The organism is Streptomyces sp. NPDC005402, assembly GCF_040606575.1.
Lineage (GTDB): Bacteria > Actinomycetota > Actinomycetes > Streptomycetales > Streptomycetaceae > Streptomyces.
Window position 1 is genome coordinate 240,712 of the sequence record NZ_JBEXFB010000005.1, and the last position, 20,858, is coordinate 261,569.

Sequence of the window (20,858 nt, forward strand, 5' to 3'; positions counted from 1 at the left end):
CGGGCAGGTAGCCCGGGCGCCGGACCTCGACGTCGCATCTGCCGCACGTGTTCACAGCCGCTATGGGCGTGAGATGGCCGGGTTGCCTGTCTGCGGGCGGGGACCGGCTGTCCATCTGTGACTGCGACGGTTCTTCAACAGACCTGAAGGGGAGCCGGCGGGTCGGGCTTCGGGTACGTCAGTGGCAGGTTCCGGTCAAAGGTTGACCAAACCACCGGATGCTCTGTCCCACGCGTGGTCGGGTCTCCAGCGACGGCTGTATACACCGCCCGTTTGGGAGGACCTGGTGTCAGCACCAACCCGCAAGAGACGATGGCTCACGATCTGTGCCATCACCGCAACCGCCGGACTCATCGCGATACCCGCGAGCGCCGCGCCCGGCCAACACGGCGGTAGCCCCTTCGGGGCCCGCACACTCGACCAACTCGCCGCGGAGCGAACGCAGTCGGTGGGCGCCATGAGCCCCAAGGTGAAGGAAGACGACGGCGACGACGGCAACGAGGCCGACGAGATAGCCGAGGGGGCGGACCAGTACGCCGAGGCCCGCACTTCACCCGGCATCGTGGCCCCGGGCGCGTACGGGGCCGCATGGGCCAGTCTCGCCAAACTGCCCGGCACCGGCGGCAGTTGGCGCAACGTCACCGATCTGCCGTACGACTCCGACGACTCGCGCTACCGCGACATCGACTCCAACTCCAGCGGTGGCTCGGGCAATGTCACCGGCCGGATGGCCGCGGTGGCCGCCGATGACGACGGGTACGTGTACGCGGGCAGCGCGGGCGGCGGGGTGTGGCGGTCCCGTAGCGGCGGCGGGCACTGGCAGCCCATCAGCGACCGGCTTCCCACGCAGTCCACCGGCGCGCTGGCGCTCGACGGCGGCGGGCGGCTGTGGCTGGGCACCGGTGAGGCGACCACCAACGCGGACGCCTACCTCGGCAGTGGCGTCTACGTCCTGTCCGACCCGCACCACGGCACGTTCTCCACGCGCAGCCGGGTCGGCGGCCACGAACTGGAGTCCACCACCATCCACGAGCTGCGGTTCGGCGGCGGCAAGGTGTGGGCGGCGACCAGCGAGGGCGTGTGGAGCCACTCCACGAAGAAGCTCAGCGGTGCCTGGAAGCTGGAGTACGCGCCCAACCCCGAGTACCTGCCCGGCGGTTCGAAGGCCGACGACCCCGACGCCGCGTACAAGAACATCACCAACGACATCGCGATCGACCCGAAGAACCCCTCCAAGGTCGTGCTCGCGGTCGGCTGGCGCAGCGGTGACGACTACAACGGCTTCTACACCAGGACCAACGGCGCCTGGACCAGGATCACCAGCGGCTTCGGCGACCTGCCGACCGACGCGGACAACGTCGGCAGCGTCACCTTCGCCCGTTCTGCCGACGGTTCGCGCTATTACGCGATCGACCAGTCGCCGGAGCAGCTGAACACCAATCCGGACAGCGGCCTGGAGGGCATCTACGTCTCCAAGTCGGGCTCTCCCAGCGGCCCTTGGACGCAGATCGCCGACTACCAGGGCCTGGCCGCGTCCGGCTCGGCGCTGACCTCCCCGGGCTACATGCCCGGTGTGCAGGCTTGGTACAACCAGTTCCTCAGCGTCGACCCGGCCGACCCCGAGCACGTGTACGCGGGCTTGGAGGAGGTCTACGAGACCAAGGACGGCGGCACCAGCTGGTCGACCGTCGGACCGTACTGGAACTTCGGCTTCTCCTGCTGGAGCATCGACCCGGCCAAGCAGACCGGTGACTGCAACCCGACCACCCACTCCGACCAGCACGGCGTCGCGATCGGCCGGTACCACGGCAAGAGCTTCGTGTACGTCGGCAACGACGGAGGGGTCTACAAGCGCCCCGTCAACGGCTCCCAGGACTCCTCCGGACACGCCACCGACTGGGCCTCGCTCAACGACGGCACCATCGACACCCTGCAGTACTACTCGGTCGGTGTCGGCAAGGACCTCGACCATGGCGGCGTCTCGGTCACCGGCGGTCTGCAGGACAACGGTCAGTCCGTCCTGCGCAGCAACGACAAGGTCATGGGCTCCAACTTCGGCGGCGACGGCGGCGACACTCTCACCGACCCCGCCAACGGCTGCAACATCGCCGAGGAGTACGTCTACCTCTCCATTCAGGTGACTCAGAACTGCGCGGTCAACGACGGCAGTTGGATCACCGACCCGGGCAAGGCCACGTCGTACAACGTCGCCCCGGCCGACAACGCCACCGGTGAGGCACGTTTCATCGCCCCGCTCGCGGCCGACGCGAAGAACAGCTCGACCTGGGTCGCCGGCGGCCGCCATGTCTGGGTGCAGACCCACGGTTACGCCATCCGCAGCGGTGACGAGTGGAAGAGCGTGTACGACCTCGGCGAAGGCCACACCGCGACCGCCGTCGCCGCCTCGGGCGGCAAGGTGTACGCGGCCTGGTGCGGGCCCTGCAACAACCAGGGCTTCGCCCGCGGCATCTCCGTCGGCAACGCGGACGGCACCGGCTGGCACAACATCACGCTGCCGGCCACGGGCGCGGACGGCACCGTACCCAACCGCTACCTCAGCGGCTTCGCCATCGACCCGAAGAACGCCGACCACGTCTATCTCACGGTCAGCGGCTTCTCCCGGCAGTGGACCGAGGGACCGGGCGCCGGCGTCGGGCATGTCTTCGAGTCCAAGGACGGCGGCACCACCTGGAAGGACATCTCGAAGAACCTCCCCGACGTGCCGACCGACTCCGCGGTCGTCACACCGAACGGCGGCCTCGCCGTGGCCACCGACCTGGGTGTCGTCTATCGCGCGCCCGGCCGCACGAGCTGGCAGCGCGTCGGCTCGCTCCCGGCCGTCGCCGTGCTCCAGTTGAAGCTGAGCCCGGACGGTCGCACGCTGTACGCGGCCACCCACGGCCGCGGCATCTACACGATCAAGGTGCGGGACTGCGACTGAGGGCACCATCGGCGTCGCGGTGAACGGGTGATCCCGGGTTTCCGGGGTCACCCCGCCGTCGTGTGCGGCACCACGTTCACGTGCAGGGTGAAGGCCACGCTGCCCGCGCCCGCCAGGTCCGGTTCCTTCGCCAGGGCGGTGATGTCGGCGGCACCACCCCGAGTACCCGCGCTTCGCAACGAGGTTCTCCCGGTGCCGTCCGCACCCAGCTGCCAGCCGGAGGGCAGGACGAAGGCCGGCGCGGAGCTGCGTACGGCGGTCCACCGCCTGCCGTCCGTGCGAGGGCGCAGGACGAGCGACACCACGGTCCCGGGCCGCACACACAACTGCTGCCGGGCCGGATCATCGGGTGACACGGTGAGCTCCACATGCCCGGTGGCGCAGCTGTTCGGCGAGGCGGGCACGGAGGCCGACGCGGACGGGTTTCGCCCGGTCGGGCTCGCGGTCGGTGGCGCAGAGGGACTCGCGGCGGCCGCCCCGGACGAGGCCGTCGGCGCACCGGTCGTCGGCGTCCCGGAGTCGCTCTCGGACGGCCCTCCCGACGCTCCGCCGCACGCCACCAGGACCACCACCCCCGCAGTCACCCACCCCCCGGCCCACCATCGCATCCGCGCACCTCCCGGCCAGGCTTGCCCGGACACCAGCATGCCCCACCCCGAAGGTTCGTGACGAAGAGGGTGATCGAGCGCGGCTCCACAGCGTGTGGCTCACGCGCGGAGACCGTCCGGCACGCCCCAGCGGCGCGCACCCGGCGCCCATCACGGCCATGCTGGGCACGACGGAGCCCGAGCCAGGAGTACGAGGCGGTGTGACGATGACCATCGACGTGATGGTGCGGCGCGAGATCCCGCTGCCGCCCGAACGGGTGGCCGCGTACGCCATGGACTGGCGCCACGACGCCGAGTGGACCCAGGGCATCCGTACGGCGGGACTGACCCGGCAGGCGGACGGCGGCGGCTTCGGGACGGGCGCCGAGGTCACCCGCACGGCACACTTCCCCGGTCGGCGCATCGACTACGTCCTGCGTGTGGCCGCGTACCAGCCCCCGCGGCTGCTGGACATGGTGTCCGTGGCCGCTCCCATGCCGATGCGCGTCACCTACTCCTTCGAGGCGCACCCGCGCGGCACACTCGCGGCCATTCGGGTCCGAGGCGGCCCCAGCGGTCTTCTACGCCGGGCAGGCCCCCGCTCGCCCGTCAGGCCCGTTCCTCCCTCACCAAGGATCTGCGCGACCTCGAGCGCAGACTTTCCGAGCGACAAGGAGACGTCTGATGGCGTACGACGAAGGGCTCGCCGAGCGCATCCGCCAACACCTCAGCACGGTTTCCGGCGTCGCCGAGAAGCGCATGTTCGGCGGCATCGCCTTCCTGCACCAGGGCAACATGGCCGTCGGCGTGACCGGCGGCGATCTCATGGTCCGCGTCGGCCCCGACGCCGCCGACGCGGCTCTCGCCCGGCCCGGGGCGCGGATCTCCGACATGGGCGGCCGCCGGATGCGCGGCTGGGTCGTGGTCGCCGGTTCCGCCGTGGCGGAGGACGAGGCCCTGGGGGCGTGGATCGACGAGGGACGCGCGTTCGCAGCGAGCCTGCCACCCAAGTAGCGCCACGGCTCCGAGGTGAGCGCGGTCGAACTGCCGGTTCAGGGACCGCTGTCGAAGTCTCCCGCGGGCGGGAGGGCCGTCCTCGGCCAGGGCTGAGGACGGCCGGCACCGGCGGTGCCGGGACGTCAGTCCTGCTGCCCGACCGCCTCCAGTACGGCCTTCAGCTGCCGCAGCGGATCCGGACCTGCGATCCGCAGTACGACCGTGTCCGCGCCGGCCGTCGCCAGCTCGCGGATGTGCTCGGCGGCCTGGGGGGCGGGGCCCGAGACGGTGAACACCTCGTGGGACGGGCGGCCGAGCCAGGCGCCGTGGCCCTCGATGTGCGGGTGCAGGGTCCGCGCCACCTCGTCGGAGTCGTCACCGATGCAGGCGAAGGCGAAGACCATCAGAGCGTGGTCGGACGCGGCGCCGCCCTTGGTGATCAGCGCGCGGGCGTTCTCCAGGTCGCGCGGGCCGTGGCCCTCCGTGATCACGGTGCCGTCGGCGACCCGCCCGGACAGTTCCAGGGAACGGGAGCGCACCACGCCCGCCACCACTGGCGGCACATCGGCCGGAGGGTGCGTCAACTGGACGCCTTCCAAGCGGACTTCACGGCCTGCCAGTTCCACCCGTTCGCCGCGCAGCAGCGCGCGGACGGAGGTGATCGTCTCTTCGAGCAGGGCCAGTGGGGAGCGTGCCGCGGCGCCCACCTGGGCCATCCACTCCTGCACACCGTGCCCGATCCCGGCCACCAGCCGTCCGGGGAACACCCGTGCCAGCGTGGCCAGTTCCATCGCCAGGAGCGCCGGGCTGCGCAAGGGGGCGGGGGCGATGCCGATACCGACCCTGATGCGTTCCGTGGCTCCCAGCGCCACGGCCGCCGCCGACACCCCGCCGTTCCACCCGAGGTCCTCCACCACCCACAGGTCGTCCACCCCGAGCGCCTCGGCCTGCCGCGCGAACCCGGGCAGCCCCTCCGGAGCCCAGTCGCGGTCGTACATCACACCGATCCGAACATTCGTCATACGCCGGAACCTATGCGGCGGCCACGACTCGAACAACGGTGTATTCGCCGCTCGTGACCCCAGGGCTGGCACGTCACCCGGTACCGGCCTGTCCCGTCGGCCCGCGTCCGAGCTCGTACGACTCGGGAGGCGGCGAGGCGATGAGTCCGGTGCGGCCGGCCTCCCACCAGGCATGCCGGCGACGCGCCGACCGAGGCCCGCAACGGGCTCCGGGCACCTCAGTCGGCGGCAGCGTATGAGGTACCCGGAAGTCATCGCAGGAAGATCGAGCACCCCCGGCGCCCGGAGATCCGGGGTCTGCTCCCCCGCCTCGCGCGGGCCCCGTTCAACCGGCCTCAGGCCTGGCTACGGGCGCATCGGCAGCCGGCACCAAGCAGGTGCCGGTCCTCGGCCACGACGCAGGGGCGTCCGGGGTTGGCGCAGGGTGGGCCGACTCCGGAACCGCCTCCGCTCAGCCCCCGCTCTTGCGCCGGAAGGACCGCTGGCTCGAAGCCGGGCCGTGCGCTCCACGGATCTTTGACGCATTGGGGTTGGCAGCAAGGTCGGCGGCGTCAGCCTGCGCACCGCGCTTGCGATCCAAGGCCTCGCGGAACTTGCGTTTGAGGTCGTAGTTGCCGTCGCTGTCGGGCGTGAGCGCGGACGTCTCGGGGTCAGCCGGCTCCGAACCTTCTGGGGACGCAGCTTCTGCGGTCATCGTGACCTCCTGGGTTCGGGCAATGGGAAGCCCAGCTTGTCATGCCGGGCGCGGTACGAGACACCGGTATTCCTTCTCCGGCCCATCATGGACCTCACCGCCACGACCTGAGGCGGGCGGCAACGCCTCAGGAGTTCTGAGCGACCGTAAGCACGATCTTGCCCCGTATGTGCCCCTTGGCGGCGCGTTCGTGCGCGGCGCGGGCGTCCGCGAGCGCGAACGTGCTGTCGATCGCGACGCGGACCGTGCCCGCCTCGACCAGGCGTCCCAGTTCGGCGAGCTGCGCGCCGCTCGAGCGGACCTGGGTGGCCGTGACCGTGACTCCCAGCTTCGCGTTCTCCTCGTCGTCGAAGTCTCCGAAGTACACCGGATACAGAGCCCCGCCACGCTTGAGGGTCTGAAGGAAGCGCCTGCTGCGGGGACCACCGACGGAGTCCAGGACGAGATCGACACCACGGGCGACTTCTTCCGGACGGTCCTTGGTGTAGTCGATGAACTCGTCGGCCCCGAGTTCCCGCAGGAACGTCTCGTGGGCGCCGGAGGCCACGGCGATGACGTGGGCTCCCTTCCACTTGGCCAGTTGGAGAGCGAGATGACCCACGCCACCGGCAGCGCCGTTGATGAGCACCGTGGTCCCGCCGTCGAGCGCCATCGGACGGTGCTGGGCCGCTTGGAACGGCGAGGGGTGGTCGTGCCCGAGCTCGATCAGGAACTGCCACGCCGTCAGCCCCGACATGGGCAGTCCGGCGGCGTGCACGTGGTCGACGCCAGCCGGCTTGTGTGCGAGGTCGGACGCGGGCGCGGTGACGTACTCGGCGTACGCGCTGCCCTGGAGGGTGGTGGGGAAGCGCAGCAGGCCGACCACCTCTTCTCCGACGGCGAAGCCGTTGACGTCGGCGGCGACGGCCGCCACGACACCTGAGACGTCGGTCCCCGGGATCAGGGGAAGATCGAACGGGGGCTTGAGCTCGGGAGGTACGTCGGGCATTCCCTCGCGTGCGTACCAGTCAGGAGGGTTGATGCCTACCGCGTGCACGCGCACGAGCACCTCGCCCGGGCCCGGTTCGGGAACCGGTGCCTCCTCGTAACGCAGCACCTCAGGGCCGCCGAACTCGTGCAGACGGATCGCCTTCATCGTGTGGGTCGACATCGTTTTCTCCTGCCCGCATCGCGGGATACGCTTATTCGGATCAGCGATCCGGGTATCCGGACCACTGATCCGAATATATGGACCACTGATCCGGATAGTCAAGAGGGGCAGATGCGGGCCGACGCCAGGAAGAATCACGACCACGTGCTCGCCGTTGCGGGCACGGTCATCACCGAGCAGGGTGTCGACGCATCGCTGCGCGACATCGCGCGCAGGGCCGGCGTGGGACTCGCCACGCTGATCCGCCACTTCCCCACCCGTGAGTCCCTCCTCGAAGCCCTTCTCCGCACGAGCTTCGACGAACTGGCGGCAAAGGCGGCGGCCCTGGAGACATCGAGTGCGCCCGACGACGCGCTGGCGTCGTGGCTGCGCGACTTCGTCGCCTGCGCGCACGACTACCGCGGCGTCATCGAACTGATGGTGACGGCCATCGAGGACCCGCAGTCCGCACTGCACGCCTCATGCGTCGCGATGCGCGCCTCCGGCACACGGCTCCTCACCCGCGCCCAGGCGCAGGGTCTCGCACGAGCGGACCTCGACGGCACGGACCTGTTCGCGCTGGCCGGGTCACTTGCCTGGCTCAGCGATCAGCCCTCCCTCGCCGCACGCGCCGATCACCTCTTCGAGGTGGTCACGAGCGCCATCCTGAGGAACCCGGTGAGTACCGACAGCAGAGACACCCCCTCGTTGGCCCCCTAGCCGAGGTCAAGCCGCACACAGGCCTCCGAGCGGCACGCGACCGGCCCGGCCGCGTGCCGCTCGGGGTAACTGGTGGACTGGGACGCGGCCTTCGTCCTCATCGTGCCTCCGCGCCGGAGCACGTGATCGAACGCAGACCGCCGGCGCCTTCGGGCGGACCCTGACCCGAGTCAAACCATTCGACACTGTTCGAGATCGTGGCACGATGTGAAGCATGACAACGAACCGAAAGGTCCATGCCGCGTAACCGGCCAGGACGCGTCCGGACAGGCCTTCCCCGTCACCACACACCAGGAACGACGCCGGTCATCGACGGCTTGTCCGCCCGTGCGCTGTCCGAGATCGCCCACCTCGAACGCACCCGCAACTATCTGCTGTCAGGAGACGTCAGCGCGGCCATGCGCCTGTGGAAGGACTACGTCCACCGCCCCCAGCGCCAACTGTGGCATGACGACGAGTGGGGTGACGCGTACGACGACTGCTGCGGAAATCCCCTCGAAGCCCGCGCTCTCCTCGATACCACGATGCAGGCCCTGTCGCCGAGAAGCGCTCGCGAACTCCGACAGATCGTCAGACGGTTCGACGCCGTCTGAAACCACTGACCCAGGCCATCTCCCAGATCACCCTCACGGCCGCACGACAAGCTGCCCGCCATGACCGAACTCGGCACCAAGCCTGGCCACTTGCCCCGACCCGCACCCCACGCCCACGGCAGGAACAGGTAGCTGAGCCCGGCCTCTCCGACCTCCGGCCGACCGCAGCAGAACCGGTCAGGCCTCGCGGTTCACCGCCGCGTCGAGGAGGGGGCCCAGTTCACGGGCCACGGTCGTCAACGGACGTACATCCCGCTCCGCCCTGGCCATGAGAATCGCTCCTTCCAGGGCGCTCACCATGAGGGTGGCCAGCGCGCCGGCGCGTTCCTCGGGCACGCCCATGTCGGTCAGCGCCCGGGCCACCGGACCGGTCCAGGTGGCGAACGCCTCTGCCACGGCCGCCCGCGTGGACGTGGTCGACTCGGCCCAGTCCACCGTGGCGGCGGCGACGGGGCAGCCCCCCGCGAAGCCGGCGCTCTCGTACTCGTCGGTCCACTGGCGCACCATCCCGGCGAACAGTCCGCTCGGTGTCGGCTCGGGCAGGGCGGCGAGGAAACGGGCCACCCGGTTGCCCGCGTAGCGGCCCGCCCACTGCACCGCCTCGTTGACCAGTTGCTCCTTGCCGCCGGGGAAGTAGTGCTGGAGCGAACCGCGCGGCGCACCGGCGTGGGCGGCCACCTCGCGCATGCCGGTGGCGGCGACCCCGTCCCGCCGGATGAGCTGGGCCGCGCTGAAGACCATCCGCTCCCGAGCTCCCCTCTCGGACACCGCCATCGCCGACCTCCATGTCTGGTGGGTGCGGAGCCACTCTATGACCGTCGTCATAAAGCTGCCTACTATGACCGCTGTCATAGTGCGCGACAACGGCTCGGCGTCGGCGCGAGCGGAAACAGGCGGTGCCTTGTGAACGTGGGATTCATCGGCCTCGGAACCATGGGGCAGCCCATGGCCCTCAACCTCGCCCGGGCCGGGACGCCGCTCGTCGTGTGGAACCGCACTCCCGGCCGGTGCGAGGCCCTGCGCGCCGCCGGAGCGGAGGTCGCCGCGAGCCCGGCCGAGGTCTTCGACCGGGCCGGGACGGTGTTCCTCATGCTGGCCGACGAGGCCGCCGTGGACGCCGTACTGGAGCGAGGCACCCCGGACTTCGCCGGCCTCGTCGCCGGACGGACCGTCGTCCACATGGGCACGACCTCGGCCGAGTACTCGGCCGGCCTTCAGGATGCCGTCCGGGCCGCGGGCGGAAGGTATGTCGAAGCTCCCGTCTCCGGCTCCCGCATCCCCGCCGAACAGGGGGAACTGGTGGGCATGACGGCGGGTGACGACGACGCCGTCGCCGCCCTACGCCCCCTGCTGGCCGCCATGTGCCGGGAGACGTTCGCCTGCGGCGCGGTCCCCGGCGCGCTGCTGATGAAGTTCTCGGTGAACCTGTTCCTGATCACCCTCGTCACCGGGCTGACCGAGGCGTTCCACTTCGCCGACCGGTACGGACTCGACCAGCGTCTGCTCCGGGACGTCCTGGACGCGGGCCCGATGGCCAGTGCGGTGTCACGGGTGAAGGGGTCCAAGTTGCTGGCCCGCGACTTCACCGTGCAGGCCGCCGCCGCCAACGTCCTGGAGAACAACCGTCTCATCGCCGAGGCCGCCCGCAAGGCCGGTCTGGCCTCCCCGCTCCTCGACGCCTGCCATGCCCTGTACGGCGAGGCCGTCGAACAGGGTCACGGCGGCGAGGACATGGTGGCCGTCCTGCACGCCCTGGAGACCCGGACCGACGGCACGCCCCCGCCGTACGGCGCGAGTCAGGGATGAACTGCCGACGAATTCTGGCTTTTCCTCTGGTCAGGAGCTGGTCAGAAACACGGTTCGCGACCGACGGTCTGCTTACGATCGTCAGCGCCCCGATGAATCCCGTACGACCCACTGGAGCCCCGGCGTGTCCCCACCCGAGCCCGGAGCCATGACCGTTGCACCCGTCCCGTTCCTCCGGCGGCGCCCGGTCCTGCTGGCGGCCGGTGTCCTCGTGACCTCGGGAGTCGTGACGGTGGGCGTGCTGACCACCGCGGGCCCTGGTGCGGGCAGGGAAAGACGGGCTGTCGCCTCAGACGGTCTGCCCCACACGACCATCCAGGTCTCCGCCGGCGGCTGCGGACACGGCTGGACCCACCCGGTGGCGGGACGTCAGGTCTTCGACCTGCGCAACACCTCCGGCAGCCCGGCCGAGGTCTATCTCACCGACGCCACAACGGGCGCGGTCCACGGCGAGGTCGAGGGCCTCGGCCCCGGCACGACCCGGCCTCTCCAAGCGACGCTCGGCAACGGCTCGTACGCCTTCAGATGCCTGCCCGACGACGCCGACGCAGTCACCGGGCCCACCGTGCGGATCACCGGCGCGGGGAGCGTGCAGAGCGGTCCGGCCGCCGTGCCGGTCACCCAGCAGGAGCTCATCCCGCCCACCCTCGCCTACCAGAAGTGGATCCGGGCCCGCACGGTCGAGCTGGCCCGCAGGACCGATGTGCTGCGCGCGGCAGTCGACCGCGGGGACCTGGCCGCCGCGCGCCCCGCCTGGCTGCCCGCGCACCTGGTGTACGAGCGGATGGGCGCCGCCTACGGCACCTTCGGCGACGCCGACGCGGAGATCAACGGGACCACGGCCGGGCTGCCGGGCGGGGTGCGTGACCGGGGCTTCGCCGGCTTCCACCGCGTCGAGTACGGGTTGTGGCACGGCGAGTCCGCGAGCAGCCTGCGCGGGCCGGCCGACCGGCTCGCCGAAACCGTGCACGCGTTGCGGGACGGTTGGCCCGACCAGCGGATGGATCCGGCCGATGTCGGTCTGCGGGCCCACGAGATCCTGGAGAACACCGTGCAGTTTGAACTGACCGGCCGTACCGACTACGGCAGCGGCACCAACCTCGCCACCGCCCGCGCCAACCTCGACGGCACCCGGACCCTGCTCGGCCACCTGCGCCCGCTCCTGAGGACCCGCACCACCGGGCTGACCGGAATCGACGCGTGGATGAGCCGCGCCCAGCACACCCTGGACGCCTTCGACCACGACGGCCGCTGGACCCCGCTCGCCGAACTGACGCGCGCCCAGCGGGAGAAGGTCGACGCCGACCTGAGTGAACTCGTGGAGCGGCTGGCCGATGTCGCCGCCCTCACCGACGTACGGAGGACCGCGTGACATCCGCACACCAGGTGGGCCGCCGGGGTTTCCTGGCGGGAGCGGCCGCCGTGGCGGGTACGGGTTTGGTGGCGGCCAGTGCTCCCGAGAACGCCGCGAGCGACAGCCCGAGCGTGGCCTTCCACGGCCGCCACCAGGCCGGCATCCTCACCGCGGCCCAGCGCGCCACGGCGTTCGTTTCCTTCGACACGACGGCCGACGACCGGGCCGAACTGACGGATCTACTGCGCACGCTCACCGACCGGGCCCGCTTCCTGACCGCCGGGGGGATCCCCGACTCCCCCGGTATCACCGCCCCGCCGTCCGACTCCGGCACGCTCGGTCCGCAGGTCCCCGCCGACCGGCTGACCGTCACCGTCGGCGTCGGCGCCTCCCTCTTCGACGACCGCTACGGCCTCGCCGCCCGCAGACCGCACCGGCTCACCGCCATGCCGTCCTTCCCCGACGACGACCTCGACGCCGCCTGGTGCCACGGCGACCTCAGCGTGCAACTGTGCGCCGACAACACCGACACCGTGCTGCACGCCCTGCGCGACATCACCCGGCACACCCGCGGCGGTATGCAGGTGCGCTGGCGCATGGACGGCTTCGTCAGCCCCTCCCGGCCCTCCGGGGCCCCGCGCAACCACCTCGGGTTCAAGGACGGCATCGCCAACCCCGACGTGGCCGACGGCCGGGCCATGGACCGCCTGGTGTGGGTGGGCGCCGACAGCGGCGAGCCGGACTGGGCGGCGGGCGGCAGCTACCAGGTCGTACGGCTGATCCGGATGCTGGTGGAGTTCTGGGACCGGGTCTCGATCACCGAGCAGGAACGGATGTTCGGCCGCGCCCGGGACACCGGCGCCCCGCTGGACGGCCGGCACGAGAAGGACACACCGCGGTACGCGCAGGACCCACAGGGCGACGTGATCCCGCTGGACAGTCACATCCGGCTGGCCAACCCGCGCACCGGCGCCACCGCCGACCAGCGCATCCTGCGCCGCGGCTACAACTACGACCGGGGCACTGACAGCAACGGCAACCTCGACATGGGGCTGCTCTTCTGCTGCTACCAGCAGGACCTGGCCCGGCAGTTCGAGACCGTGCAGAAGCGGCTGGCCGGTGAGCCGCTGGTCGACTACGTCACCCCGTTCGGCGGTGGTTACTTCTTCGCGCTGCCCGGGGTGCGGAACACGTCCGACTGGCTGGGACGCACCCTCATGGCCTGACGCCACCCCGCCCATACCGGTCAAGGACGTCTCAAGAACACATGAGATTCTCCTGACCGAACATTCGCTCGCGCGTCATCGCCGCTCCCCTGATCTGCCGTCACCATGGCCGAGGGTTCCCCGTAGCAACCCCCTCCCCCGTGCTCCCTGGAAAGGCGAGACAGCATGATCGGCTCGACCACAGCAAGAACCGTGGGCGCCCTGCTCGGCGCGGCCGCCCTCGCGGCGACCGGCGCCGTGCCCGCCACGGCGGCCGGCGCACACCCCGGCCACCCCGCCCCGCGGACCGCGACGCCGATCAAGCACATGGTGGTGATCTACGACGAGAACATCTCCTTCGACCACTACTTCGCCACCTACCCCAAGGCGGCGGGCACCGACGGCACCAGGTTCACCCCGGCCAAGCACACCCCGAAGGCCGACAACCTCCTCAACGCCGGGCTGCTGAAGAACAACCCGAACCTGTACGCCCCCAAGCGGCTGTCCGGCTCGCAGGCCATGACCTGCGACCAGAACCACTCCTACGGCCCCGAGCAGTACGCGGCCGACGGCGGCAAGGCCGACAAGTACGTCGAGAACACCGAGGTCAACAAGTGCTCCGGGCTGTTCGGCGAGCCCGGCCTGGTGATGGACTACTACGACGGCAACACCGTCACCGCGCTGTGGAACTACGCCCAGCACTACTCCCTCAACGACCGTTCCTTCAGCTCGGTCTACGGCCCCTCCACGCCCGGCGCCCTCAACCTGGTCTCCGGTCAGACGCACGGCGTCATCTCCGTGGACCCGTCCACCGGCACCGAGCACCCGAAGCAGACGAAGACCCCGGACCCGTACGCCGTGGTCTCGCCGAACGCCAAGGGCATCGGCACGGTCGTCAACGACCCCGACCCGGCCTACGACGACTGCGCGGACAAGGACCACACCAGCACCAGCGCGCTCGCCGCCCTGCAAGGCAGGAACATCGGTGACCTGCTCAACGCGAAGGGCGTGAGCTGGGGTTGGTTCCAGGGCGGCTTCCGGCCCAGCACCGCGTGGGACGGCAAGCAGAGCGACTACGCCAAGTGCGACACCACCCACACCAACGTGGGCGGCGCGGCGGCCGTCGACTACAGCCCGCACCACAACCCGTTCGCCTACTACAGGTCGACGGCCAACCCGCACCACCTCGCCCCCAGGAGCGTCGCCGAGATCGGCCACAACGGGCGCGCCAACCACAACTACGACCTGAGCGACTTCGACGCCACCCTCAAGGCCGGAAACCTGCCCGCCGTCAGCTTCCTGAAGGCCGGCGAATACCAGGACGGCCACGCCGGCTACTCCGACCCGATCGACGAGCAGCACTTCCTGGTCAAGGAGATCAACGCCCTCCAGCAGTCTCCGGAGTGGAAGTCCACCGCGGTCGTGATCGCCTACGACGACTCCGACGGCTGGTACGACCACGTCACCTCCAAGGTGCTCAACGGCTCCAAGGACACCACCGTCGGCTCCAACGGCAAGGCCCTCGACAGCCCCGCCTGCCAGTCCGGTCCCGCCGCCGCGGGCGGTGACGCCGACCGTTGCGGACCCGGCACCCGGCAGCCGCTGCTGGTCGTCTCCCCGTACAGCAAGGTCAACAAGATCGACCACACCGCCACCGAGCAGACGTCGATCACCCAGTTCATCGAGAACAACTGGCACACCGGCCGCATCGGCGACGCCTCCTTCGACCAGCGGGCGGGCAGCCTGACCGGCATGTTCGACTTCCGGCACCCCAACGACCAGCAGGTGCTGCTCAACGCCAACGGCTCGGTCAAGTCGGTGAAGAGGATTCCGCACTACTCCCAGGCGGCCTCCGCCACGCCGGACAAGGCTCCGTACGCGCCCTACGTCGCGGACCTCAAGGCGCAGGACGTCGCCGACACCGGCAGCACCTCACCCGCCCTGCCGATCACCCTCACCGCCGGCCTCGCCACCGCCGTCGCCACCACCACGGTGTTCGCGCTGCGCCGCCGCAAGACCCGCATCGCGACGCGCTGAGCGAGGGTGGGAGTCGGCGGCGCCAGGGTGACCCGGGCCGCCGACTCCCTGGCCGGCCTCGAAACAGCGTCAGGTCCTCGCGGCCAGGTCCCTGAGGGCGATGTTGAGTTCCAGGACGTTGACGCGGGGTTCTCCGATGAAGCCGAGCGTGCGGTGGTCGGTGTGGTCCTCGACCAGCTTCTCGACCTGCGCGACGGACAGGCCGTTGCGCTCGGCGACCCGGTGGACCTGGATCCGCGCGTAGGCCGGGGAGATGTCGGGGTCGAGGCCGGAGGCGGAGGAGGTGACCGCGTCGGCGGGGACCTGGGACGGCTCGACCGTGTAGTCGGCGGTGGAGTTGTCCTTGACGACCTTCGCCTTGGCTTCCTTCACCCATTTGACGAGTTCGGGGTTGTCGGCGGAGCGGTTCGTGGCGCCGGACAGGATCAGTCTGTACTGCGTGTTGACCGAGTTCTCACCCAGCCCGTTGGCCGGCCTGGGCTGGAAGTAGTCCGGGCCGTAGGCCTGTTGACCGATGAGCGAGGAGCCGACGACCTTGCCGTCCGCCTTGATCTCCGAGCCGTTGGCCTCGGTGGGGAAGAACGCCTGGGCCACACCTGTGACGGCCAGCGGATAGAGGACGCCTGTGAGCGCGGTCAACACCAGCAGTGCCCGCAGGCCGGCGCCGAGCAGACGGGCGGTGTTCACAAAGGAGTTGTTCATGTCCTTCAGCCGATCCCGGGGATGAGCGAGATGAGCAGGTCGATGATCTTGATGCCGACGAAGGGCGCGATCAGCCCGCCGACGCCGTAGATCCCGAGGTTGCGCCGAAGCAGCTTGTCCGCACTCATCGGCCGGTACCGCACGCCCCTCAGGGAGAGCGGCACCAGCGCGATGATGATCAGCGCGTTGAAGACGACGGCGGACAGGATCGCCGAGTCCGGCGAGGACAGGCCCATGATGTTGAGCTTGTCCAGACCCGGGTAGACCGCGGCGAACAGGGCCGGGATGATCGCGAAGTACTTCGCGACGTCGTTGGCGATGGAGAACGTGGTCAACGCGCCCCGAGTGATGAGGAGTTGCTTGCCGATCTCGACGATCTCGATCAGCTTGGTCGGGTCGGAGTCGAGGTCGACCATGTTGCCGGCCTCCTTGGCGGCCGCCGTCCCCGTGTTCATCGCGACGCCGACGTCCGCCTGAGCCAGGGCCGGGGCGTCGTTGGTGCCGTCACCGGTCATCGCGACGAGCTTGCCGCCCGCCTGCTCCCGCTTGATGAGGGCCATCTTGTCCTCGGGAGTGGCCTCCGCGAGGAAGTCGTCGACGCCTGCCTCCTCGGCGATCGCCCTGGCCGTCAGCGGGTTGTCACCCGTGATCATGACGGTCCTGATCCCCATGCGGCGCAGTTCCTCGAACCGCTCCCGCATCCCCTCCTTGACCACGTCCTTGAGATGGATCACCCCGAGGACCCGGGCCCCCCGAGCGTCCTCGACGGCCACCAGCAGCGGCGTGCCGCCACCCTCGGAGATCCGGTCGGAGACGGTGTCGGCGTCCTCGGCGACCGTGCCGCCCTGCTCCTTCACCCAGGCGATGACGGAACCGGCCGCGCCCTTGCGGACCCTCCTGCCGTCCACGTCCACGCCGGACATCCGGGTCTGCGCGGTGAAGGCGATCCACTCGGCGCCGTCGAGCTCGCCCTGGTGGCGCTCACGCAGGCCGTACTTCTCCTTCGCCAGGACGACGACGGAGCGGCCCTCGGGTGTCTCGTCGGCCAGCGACGACAGTTGGGCCGCCCCGGCGACCTCGGCCTCGGTGGCGCCCTTCACCGGCAGGAACTCCGCGGCTCGGCGGTTGCCGAGCGTGATGGTGCCGGTCTTGTCGAGCAGCAGCGTCGAGACGTCACCGGCGGCCTCGACGGCACGGCCGGACATCGCCAGGACATTGCGCTGGACGAGCCGGTCCATGCCCGCGATGCCGATCGCGGAGAGCAGCGCGCCGATCGTGGTGGGGATGAGGCAGACGAGCAGGGCGACCAGCACGACCGTCGTGAGGTGCGTGCCCCCGTAGTCCGCGAGCGGCGGCAGCGTGGCCACGGCCAGCAGGAAGACGATCGTGAGCGAGGCCAGCAGGATGTTCAGGGCGATCTCGTTGGGTGTCTTCTGCCGGGCCGCGCCCTCGACGAGGCTGATCATCCGGTCGATGAAGGTCTCGCCCGGCTTCGTCGTGATCCTGATGACGATCCGGTCGGAGAGGACCCTTGTGCCCCCGGTCACGGCGCTTCTGTCACCGCCGGACTCGCGGATGACGGGGGCCGACTCACCGGTGATCGCCGACTCGTCGACCGACGCGACGCCCTCGACGACGTCACCGTCGCCGGGGATGATGTCGCCGGCCTCGCAGACGACCCGGTCGCCGATCCGCAACTCGGTGCCGGGGACCTGTTCTTCGGCAAAACCGTCGAGCCGTCGGGCGACCGTGTCCGTCTTGGCCCTGCGCAGGGTGTCGGCCTGCGCCTTGCCCCGACCCTCGGCGACCGCCTCGGCCAGGTTGGCGAAGACGACCGTCAGCCACAGCCAGGCACTGATGGTCCAGCCGAACCAGTCGCCGGGGTCCTTGAAGGAGAAGACGGTGGTCAGGACTGAACCGATCCACACCACGAACATCACGGGCGACTTGATCATCACCCGCGGGTCGAGCTTGCGGAAGGCGTCGGGCAGCGACTTCAGCAGCTGCCCGGGGTCGAAGAGGCCCGCGCCGACACGGCCCTCGGGAGTCTGGTGCCCGGTGGGTGCGTCGCGGTGCGGCGCCCGGGTGGGAGTGGCTGTAGACATCTCTTCGCTTTCGTCACGAGCGGCCCTCGTACGCGTGGTCATGACGCCAGCCCCTCGGCCAACGGGCCCAATGCGAGTGCCGGGAAGTACGTCAGACCGGTGATGATGAGGATCGCGCCCACCAACAACCCGGTGAACAGCGGCTTTTCGGTGCGCAGGGTGCCCGCCGTCTCCGGCACCGGCCGCTGCCCGGCGAGCGAGCCGGCCAGCGCCAGCACGAACACCATGGGCAGGAAGCGGCCGAGGACCATGGCCAGTCCCAAGGTGGTGTTGAACCACTGGGTGTCCGCGTTCAGCCCGGCGAAGGCCGAGCCGTTGTTGTTGGCGGCGGACGTGTAGGCGTAGAGGATCTCGGAAAACCCGTGCGCCCCGCTGTTGGTCATCGAGTTGGCGGGAGTGGGCAGTGCCATCGCCGCGGCGGTGAAGACGAGCACCAGCGCCGGGGTGATGAGGATGTAGCAGGCGGCGAGCTTGATCTCGCGGGTGCCGATCTTCTTGCCCAGGTACTCGGGCGTACGGCCGACCATCAGGCCGGCGATGAACACCGCGATGATCGCCATGACCAGCATGCCGTAGAGCCCGGATCCGGTGCCGCCGGGCGCGATCTCGCCCAGCATCATGCCGAGCATGGTGATCCCGCCGCCGAGCCCGGTGAAGGACGAGTGGAACGAGTCCACGGCACCGGTCGACGTCAGCGTGGTGGACACCGCGAAGATCGACGAGGAACCGACGCCGAACCGGACCTCCTTTCCTTCCATGGCCCCGCCGGCGATCTGCAACGCCGGTCCGTGGTGGGCGAATTCGGTCCACATCATCAGGGCGACGAAGCCGACCCAGATGGTCGCCATGGTTGCGAGGATCGCGTAGCCCTGTCTGACCGAGCCGACCATCACCCCGAACGTGCGGGTCAGCGAGAACGGGATCACCAGCAGCAGGAAGATCTCGAAGAGGTTGGTGAAGGGCGTCGGATTCTCGAACGGGTGCGCCGAGTTGGCGTTGAAGTAGCCGCCACCGTTCGTGCCGAGTTCCTTGACGGCCTCCTGAGAGGCGACAGCGCCCCCGTTCCACTGCTGCGCGCCGCCCATGAACTGGCCCACTTCGTGAATCCCGGAGAAGTTCTGGATCACACCGCAGGCGACCAGCACGAGCGCCGCGACGAACGCCCCCGGCAGCAGGACGCGGGTGACACCGCGCACCATGTCCGACCAGAAGTTGCCCAGCTCACCGGTGCGGGAGCGCGCGAACCCGCGCACCAGCGCCACGGCGACGGCCATGCCGACGGCCGCCGAGACGAAGTTCTGCACGGCGAGACCCGCGGTCTGCACGACATGGCCCATGGCCTGCTCGCCGTAGTAGGACTGCCAGTTGGTGTTGGTCACGAACGAGACCGCGGTGTTGAACGCCTGGTCCGGGTCGATCGCCTTGAAGCCGAGCGACAGCGGCAGCACGCCCTGGAGCCGCTGGAGGAGGTAGAGGAAGACAACCGACACGGCCGAGAAGGCGAGGACACCGCGCAGGTACGCGGGCCAGCGCATCTCGGTGTCGGGGTTGGCACCGATGCCCTTGTAGATCCACTTCTCGATCCGCCAGTGCTTGCCGGTGGAGTAGACCTTGGCCATGTAGGTGCCGAGAGGGACGTAGGCGAGGGCCAGCGCGCCAATGAGGGCGAGCATCTGGAGGACGCCGGCGAGTACGGGACCCATGTCGTGGCTCAGAACCTCTCGGGGAAGATCAGCGCGAGGACGAGATAGCCCAGCAGGGCGACGGCCACGACCGCGCCGACGATGTTCTCGGCGGTCACAGCTTCGTCACCCCCTTGGCGACGAGGGCCACCAGCGCGAAGACCGCGACCGTGGTGACGACGAAGGCCAGATCGGCCATCACGAACTCCTCGAAGAGGTTCGGGAGAGAAATACGGACAGGTAGAGGAAACCCCGCACGTGCCCGGATTCGGTCGGCCGTTGACGGCTCCCTTACGGCGACCCCCGCCGCCTTGACGGGACTCTTACGCCCACGGCATCCAGGTCGGCCCGGCCGATAAATGCTTGGCCGCACCCCGTCCCATGGCGCAGCATTCTCGACGTGACAGACACCGAACCCACCGAGGACGAGAATCCGGACGGGCTGCTCGGCTGGTGCGTGGTGGCCAACGTGGCGCGGGAAACCGCGCACGGCGAGAGCGGCCTCGACATCCAGCGCGGCACGAAGCACTTCCGTGTGGGGGCCCTGCTGTGGATCCCGCCCGTCCCCTGGGACTCCGGCCACTGCCGCTGGCCCGCGGTGGGCCGGCACCGGGGTAACGGCCGCCGGTACGTCAACATGGTCGTGCGCGCGGAGGACCTGGAGAACTTCCGGGTCAAGGGTGTCTACAGCGAAGGTCTCGTCCGCAGCCTCAACGGCCACCGGCACGAGCCGGCGGCCCCGCGGACCTTGCAGAACCCGTGGTCACGCGAGTGGGCCCAGAACTGGGCGGACCGCTGGAACCAGCCACGGGAGCCCGTCCGCATCGACGGCCACTCCCACCCGTGGATCTCCGTTCCCAATCCTCCTCCGGCAGAGCTCCAGGTCGACGGCGAGACCCTGCACCTCGCCCACTACGGCACCAGAGGAGCGCACTACAGCCGCACACCTCCACCCTTGGAGCGAACTCCGGAGCCCTGAGCGACGCCTGCCCCTGCGCTCACGCGTCCCTCATCGCACCGTGGGACCTTGCCGCCGAGGGCTGCGACGCCGTAGGAGTCATGGTCCGCGGCGAGCAGTCAGGTATCGCTCGCGGGCTGCAGCCACAGCCCCCGTCGCCGCCGCTGTCATCGAGCGCGGCGGCACCGCTGGGCCGGGCCATCGGCCGGGTGTCCGCTCACGGCCTCGGCGGCACCGGGGACGCCCGGCACGGGTCGAAGGACTGGGCGCCGAGGCCGTTCCGGCCCCCTCCCGGGGGCCGGGGCGGACGACCACACGCCGCCCGCC

19 protein-coding genes and 1 pseudogene are annotated in these 20,858 nt (G+C 70.1%); 11 read left to right on the forward strand and 9 right to left on the reverse strand.

Annotated features, from left to right (window positions below):
* Positions 1–286: 286 nt before the first annotated feature.
* Positions 287–2,941 (forward strand): glycosyl hydrolase, encoded by a 2,655-nt coding sequence (locus tag ABZT02_RS11870; protein ID WP_356016708.1) that lies wholly within the window; start codon positions 287–289, stop codon positions 2,939–2,941.
* A gap of 47 nt (positions 2,942–2,988) precedes the next feature.
* Here ABZT02_RS11870 and ABZT02_RS11875 read toward each other — a convergent pair whose 3' ends face one another.
* Positions 2,989–3,297, reverse strand: a complete 309-nt coding sequence (locus ABZT02_RS11875) for an acetyl-CoA synthetase (protein ID WP_356016710.1) — start codon at positions 3,295–3,297, stop codon at positions 2,989–2,991.
* 1 nt (position 3,298) lies between these two features.
* On the opposite strand from ABZT02_RS11875, the gene ABZT02_RS11880 reads away from it, so the two are divergent.
* The 3 genes and pseudogenes from ABZT02_RS11880 to ABZT02_RS11890 all read left to right on the forward strand — a co-directional run bounded on the left by ABZT02_RS11880 (position 3,299) and on the right by ABZT02_RS11890 (position 4,542).
* Complete coding sequence (locus ABZT02_RS11880; protein WP_356016712.1) at positions 3,299–3,610, forward strand: hypothetical protein; 312 nt, start codon at positions 3,299–3,301, stop codon at positions 3,608–3,610.
* A gap of 145 nt (positions 3,611–3,755) precedes the next feature.
* Positions 3,756–4,213: pseudogene (locus tag ABZT02_RS11885) on the forward strand (SRPBCC family protein).
* Complete coding sequence (locus ABZT02_RS11890) at positions 4,213–4,542, forward strand: TfoX/Sxy family protein (RefSeq protein ID WP_356016714.1); 330 nt, start codon at positions 4,213–4,215, stop codon at positions 4,540–4,542. The pseudogene ABZT02_RS11885 and the gene ABZT02_RS11890 overlap by 1 nt, the downstream one beginning before the upstream one ends.
* 125 nt (positions 4,543–4,667) lie before the next feature.
* Here the strand turns inward: ABZT02_RS11890 and ABZT02_RS11895 are convergent, their stop codons facing one another.
* From ABZT02_RS11895 to ABZT02_RS11905, 3 genes are all read right to left on the reverse strand, one after another.
* Complete coding sequence (locus ABZT02_RS11895) at positions 4,668–5,546, reverse strand: LLM class flavin-dependent oxidoreductase (protein WP_356016716.1); 879 nt, start codon at positions 5,544–5,546, stop codon at positions 4,668–4,670.
* Positions 5,547–5,997: 451 nt separating this feature from the next.
* Positions 5,998–6,240: a DUF5302 domain-containing protein gene (locus ABZT02_RS11900; protein ID WP_356016718.1), complete on the reverse strand. Its 243-nt coding sequence runs from the start codon at positions 6,238–6,240 to the stop codon at positions 5,998–6,000.
* Between the two features lie 127 nt (positions 6,241–6,367).
* Complete coding sequence (locus tag ABZT02_RS11905) at positions 6,368–7,390, reverse strand: NADP-dependent oxidoreductase (RefSeq protein ID WP_356016720.1); 1,023 nt, start codon at positions 7,388–7,390, stop codon at positions 6,368–6,370.
* Positions 7,391–7,501: 111 nt separating this feature from the next.
* Here ABZT02_RS11905 and ABZT02_RS11910 point away from each other — a divergent pair, with 111 nt between their 5' ends.
* Together ABZT02_RS11910 and ABZT02_RS11915 are read left to right on the forward strand one after the other, a co-directional pair.
* Entirely contained in the window at positions 7,502–8,089 is a 588-nt protein-coding gene (locus ABZT02_RS11910; protein WP_356016722.1) for a TetR/AcrR family transcriptional regulator, read from the forward strand.
* A gap of 317 nt (positions 8,090–8,406) precedes the next feature.
* A complete protein-coding gene (locus tag ABZT02_RS11915; protein ID WP_356016724.1) occupies positions 8,407–8,682 on the forward strand; it encodes a hypothetical protein in 276 nt (91 codons plus the stop codon).
* A gap of 177 nt (positions 8,683–8,859) precedes the next feature.
* Here the strand turns inward: ABZT02_RS11915 and ABZT02_RS11920 are convergent, their stop codons facing one another.
* Entirely contained in the window at positions 8,860–9,456 is a 597-nt protein-coding gene (locus ABZT02_RS11920; protein WP_356016726.1) for a TetR/AcrR family transcriptional regulator, read from the reverse strand.
* Positions 9,457–9,585: 129 nt separating this feature from the next.
* Between ABZT02_RS11920 and ABZT02_RS11925 the strand changes: the two genes are divergently transcribed.
* The 4 genes from ABZT02_RS11925 (at position 9,586) to ABZT02_RS11940 (ending at position 15,084) form a co-directional block, all read left to right on the forward strand.
* Positions 9,586–10,488, forward strand: coding sequence for an NAD(P)-dependent oxidoreductase (locus tag ABZT02_RS11925; RefSeq protein ID WP_356016728.1), 903 nt, complete (start codon positions 9,586–9,588; stop codon positions 10,486–10,488).
* Between the two features lie 148 nt (positions 10,489–10,636).
* On the forward strand, positions 10,637–11,860 hold the full coding sequence (locus ABZT02_RS11930; RefSeq protein WP_356016730.1) for an EfeM/EfeO family lipoprotein: 1,224 nt from the start codon (positions 10,637–10,639) through the stop codon (positions 11,858–11,860).
* On the forward strand, positions 11,857–13,068 hold the full coding sequence (gene efeB, locus ABZT02_RS11935) for an iron uptake transporter deferrochelatase/peroxidase subunit (protein WP_356016732.1): 1,212 nt from the start codon (positions 11,857–11,859) through the stop codon (positions 13,066–13,068). Before ABZT02_RS11930 ends, efeB begins: the two co-directional genes overlap by 4 nt.
* A 165-nt stretch (positions 13,069–13,233) precedes the next feature.
* The gene (locus tag ABZT02_RS11940) at positions 13,234–15,084 is read left to right on the forward strand and encodes an alkaline phosphatase family protein (protein WP_356016734.1); all 1,851 of its coding nucleotides are present in this window, start codon (positions 13,234–13,236) and stop codon (positions 15,082–15,084) included.
* A 69-nt stretch (positions 15,085–15,153) separates the two neighbouring features.
* Here the strand turns inward: ABZT02_RS11940 and ABZT02_RS11945 are convergent, their stop codons facing one another.
* From ABZT02_RS11945 to kdpF, 4 genes are read right to left on the reverse strand one after another with little or no spacing between them, the layout of a single operon-like run.
* On the reverse strand, positions 15,154–15,786 hold the full coding sequence (locus ABZT02_RS11945; RefSeq protein ID WP_356016736.1) for a potassium-transporting ATPase subunit C: 633 nt from the start codon (positions 15,784–15,786) through the stop codon (positions 15,154–15,156).
* A gap of 5 nt (positions 15,787–15,791) precedes the next feature.
* Entirely contained in the window at positions 15,792–17,891 is a 2,100-nt protein-coding gene (gene kdpB / locus ABZT02_RS11950) for a potassium-transporting ATPase subunit KdpB (RefSeq protein WP_356016738.1), read from the reverse strand.
* Between the two features lie 38 nt (positions 17,892–17,929).
* Complete coding sequence (gene kdpA, locus ABZT02_RS11955; protein ID WP_356016740.1) at positions 17,930–19,594, reverse strand: potassium-transporting ATPase subunit KdpA; 1,665 nt, start codon at positions 19,592–19,594, stop codon at positions 17,930–17,932.
* A gap of 8 nt (positions 19,595–19,602) precedes the next feature.
* Positions 19,603–19,692, reverse strand: a complete 90-nt coding sequence (gene kdpF, locus ABZT02_RS11960) for a K(+)-transporting ATPase subunit F (protein ID WP_356016742.1) — start codon at positions 19,690–19,692, stop codon at positions 19,603–19,605.
* Positions 19,693–19,973: 281 nt separating this feature from the next.
* Here kdpF and ABZT02_RS11965 point away from each other — a divergent pair, with 281 nt between their 5' ends.
* Entirely contained in the window at positions 19,974–20,552 is a 579-nt protein-coding gene (locus ABZT02_RS11965; RefSeq protein WP_356016744.1) for a hypothetical protein, read from the forward strand.
* The last annotated feature ends 306 nt before the right edge of the window (positions 20,553–20,858 follow it).

Coding starts and splice junctions, on each gene's coding strand:
- ABZT02_RS11890 (WP_356016714.1), top strand. CDS start 4,213: ATGGCGTACGACGAAGGGCTCGCCGAGCGCATCCGCCAACACCTCAGC.
- ABZT02_RS11895 (WP_356016716.1), bottom strand. CDS start 5,546: ATGACGAATGTTCGGATCGGTGTGATGTACGACCGCGACTGGGCTCCG.
- ABZT02_RS11900 (WP_356016718.1), bottom strand. CDS start 6,240: ATGACCGCAGAAGCTGCGTCCCCAGAAGGTTCGGAGCCGGCTGACCCC.
- ABZT02_RS11905 (WP_356016720.1), bottom strand. CDS start 7,390: ATGTCGACCCACACGATGAAGGCGATCCGTCTGCACGAGTTCGGCGGC.
- ABZT02_RS11910 (WP_356016722.1), top strand. CDS start 7,502: ATGCGGGCCGACGCCAGGAAGAATCACGACCACGTGCTCGCCGTTGCG.
- ABZT02_RS11920 (WP_356016726.1), bottom strand. CDS start 9,456: ATGGCGGTGTCCGAGAGGGGAGCTCGGGAGCGGATGGTCTTCAGCGCG.
- ABZT02_RS11930 (WP_356016730.1), top strand. CDS start 10,637: ATGACCGTTGCACCCGTCCCGTTCCTCCGGCGGCGCCCGGTCCTGCTG.
- ABZT02_RS11940 (WP_356016734.1), top strand. CDS start 13,234: ATGATCGGCTCGACCACAGCAAGAACCGTGGGCGCCCTGCTCGGCGCG.
- ABZT02_RS11945 (WP_356016736.1), bottom strand. CDS start 15,786: ATGAACAACTCCTTTGTGAACACCGCCCGTCTGCTCGGCGCCGGCCTG.
- kdpB (WP_356016738.1), bottom strand. CDS start 17,891: ATGTCTACAGCCACTCCCACCCGGGCGCCGCACCGCGACGCACCCACC.
- kdpA (WP_356016740.1), bottom strand. CDS start 19,594: ATGGGTCCCGTACTCGCCGGCGTCCTCCAGATGCTCGCCCTCATTGGC.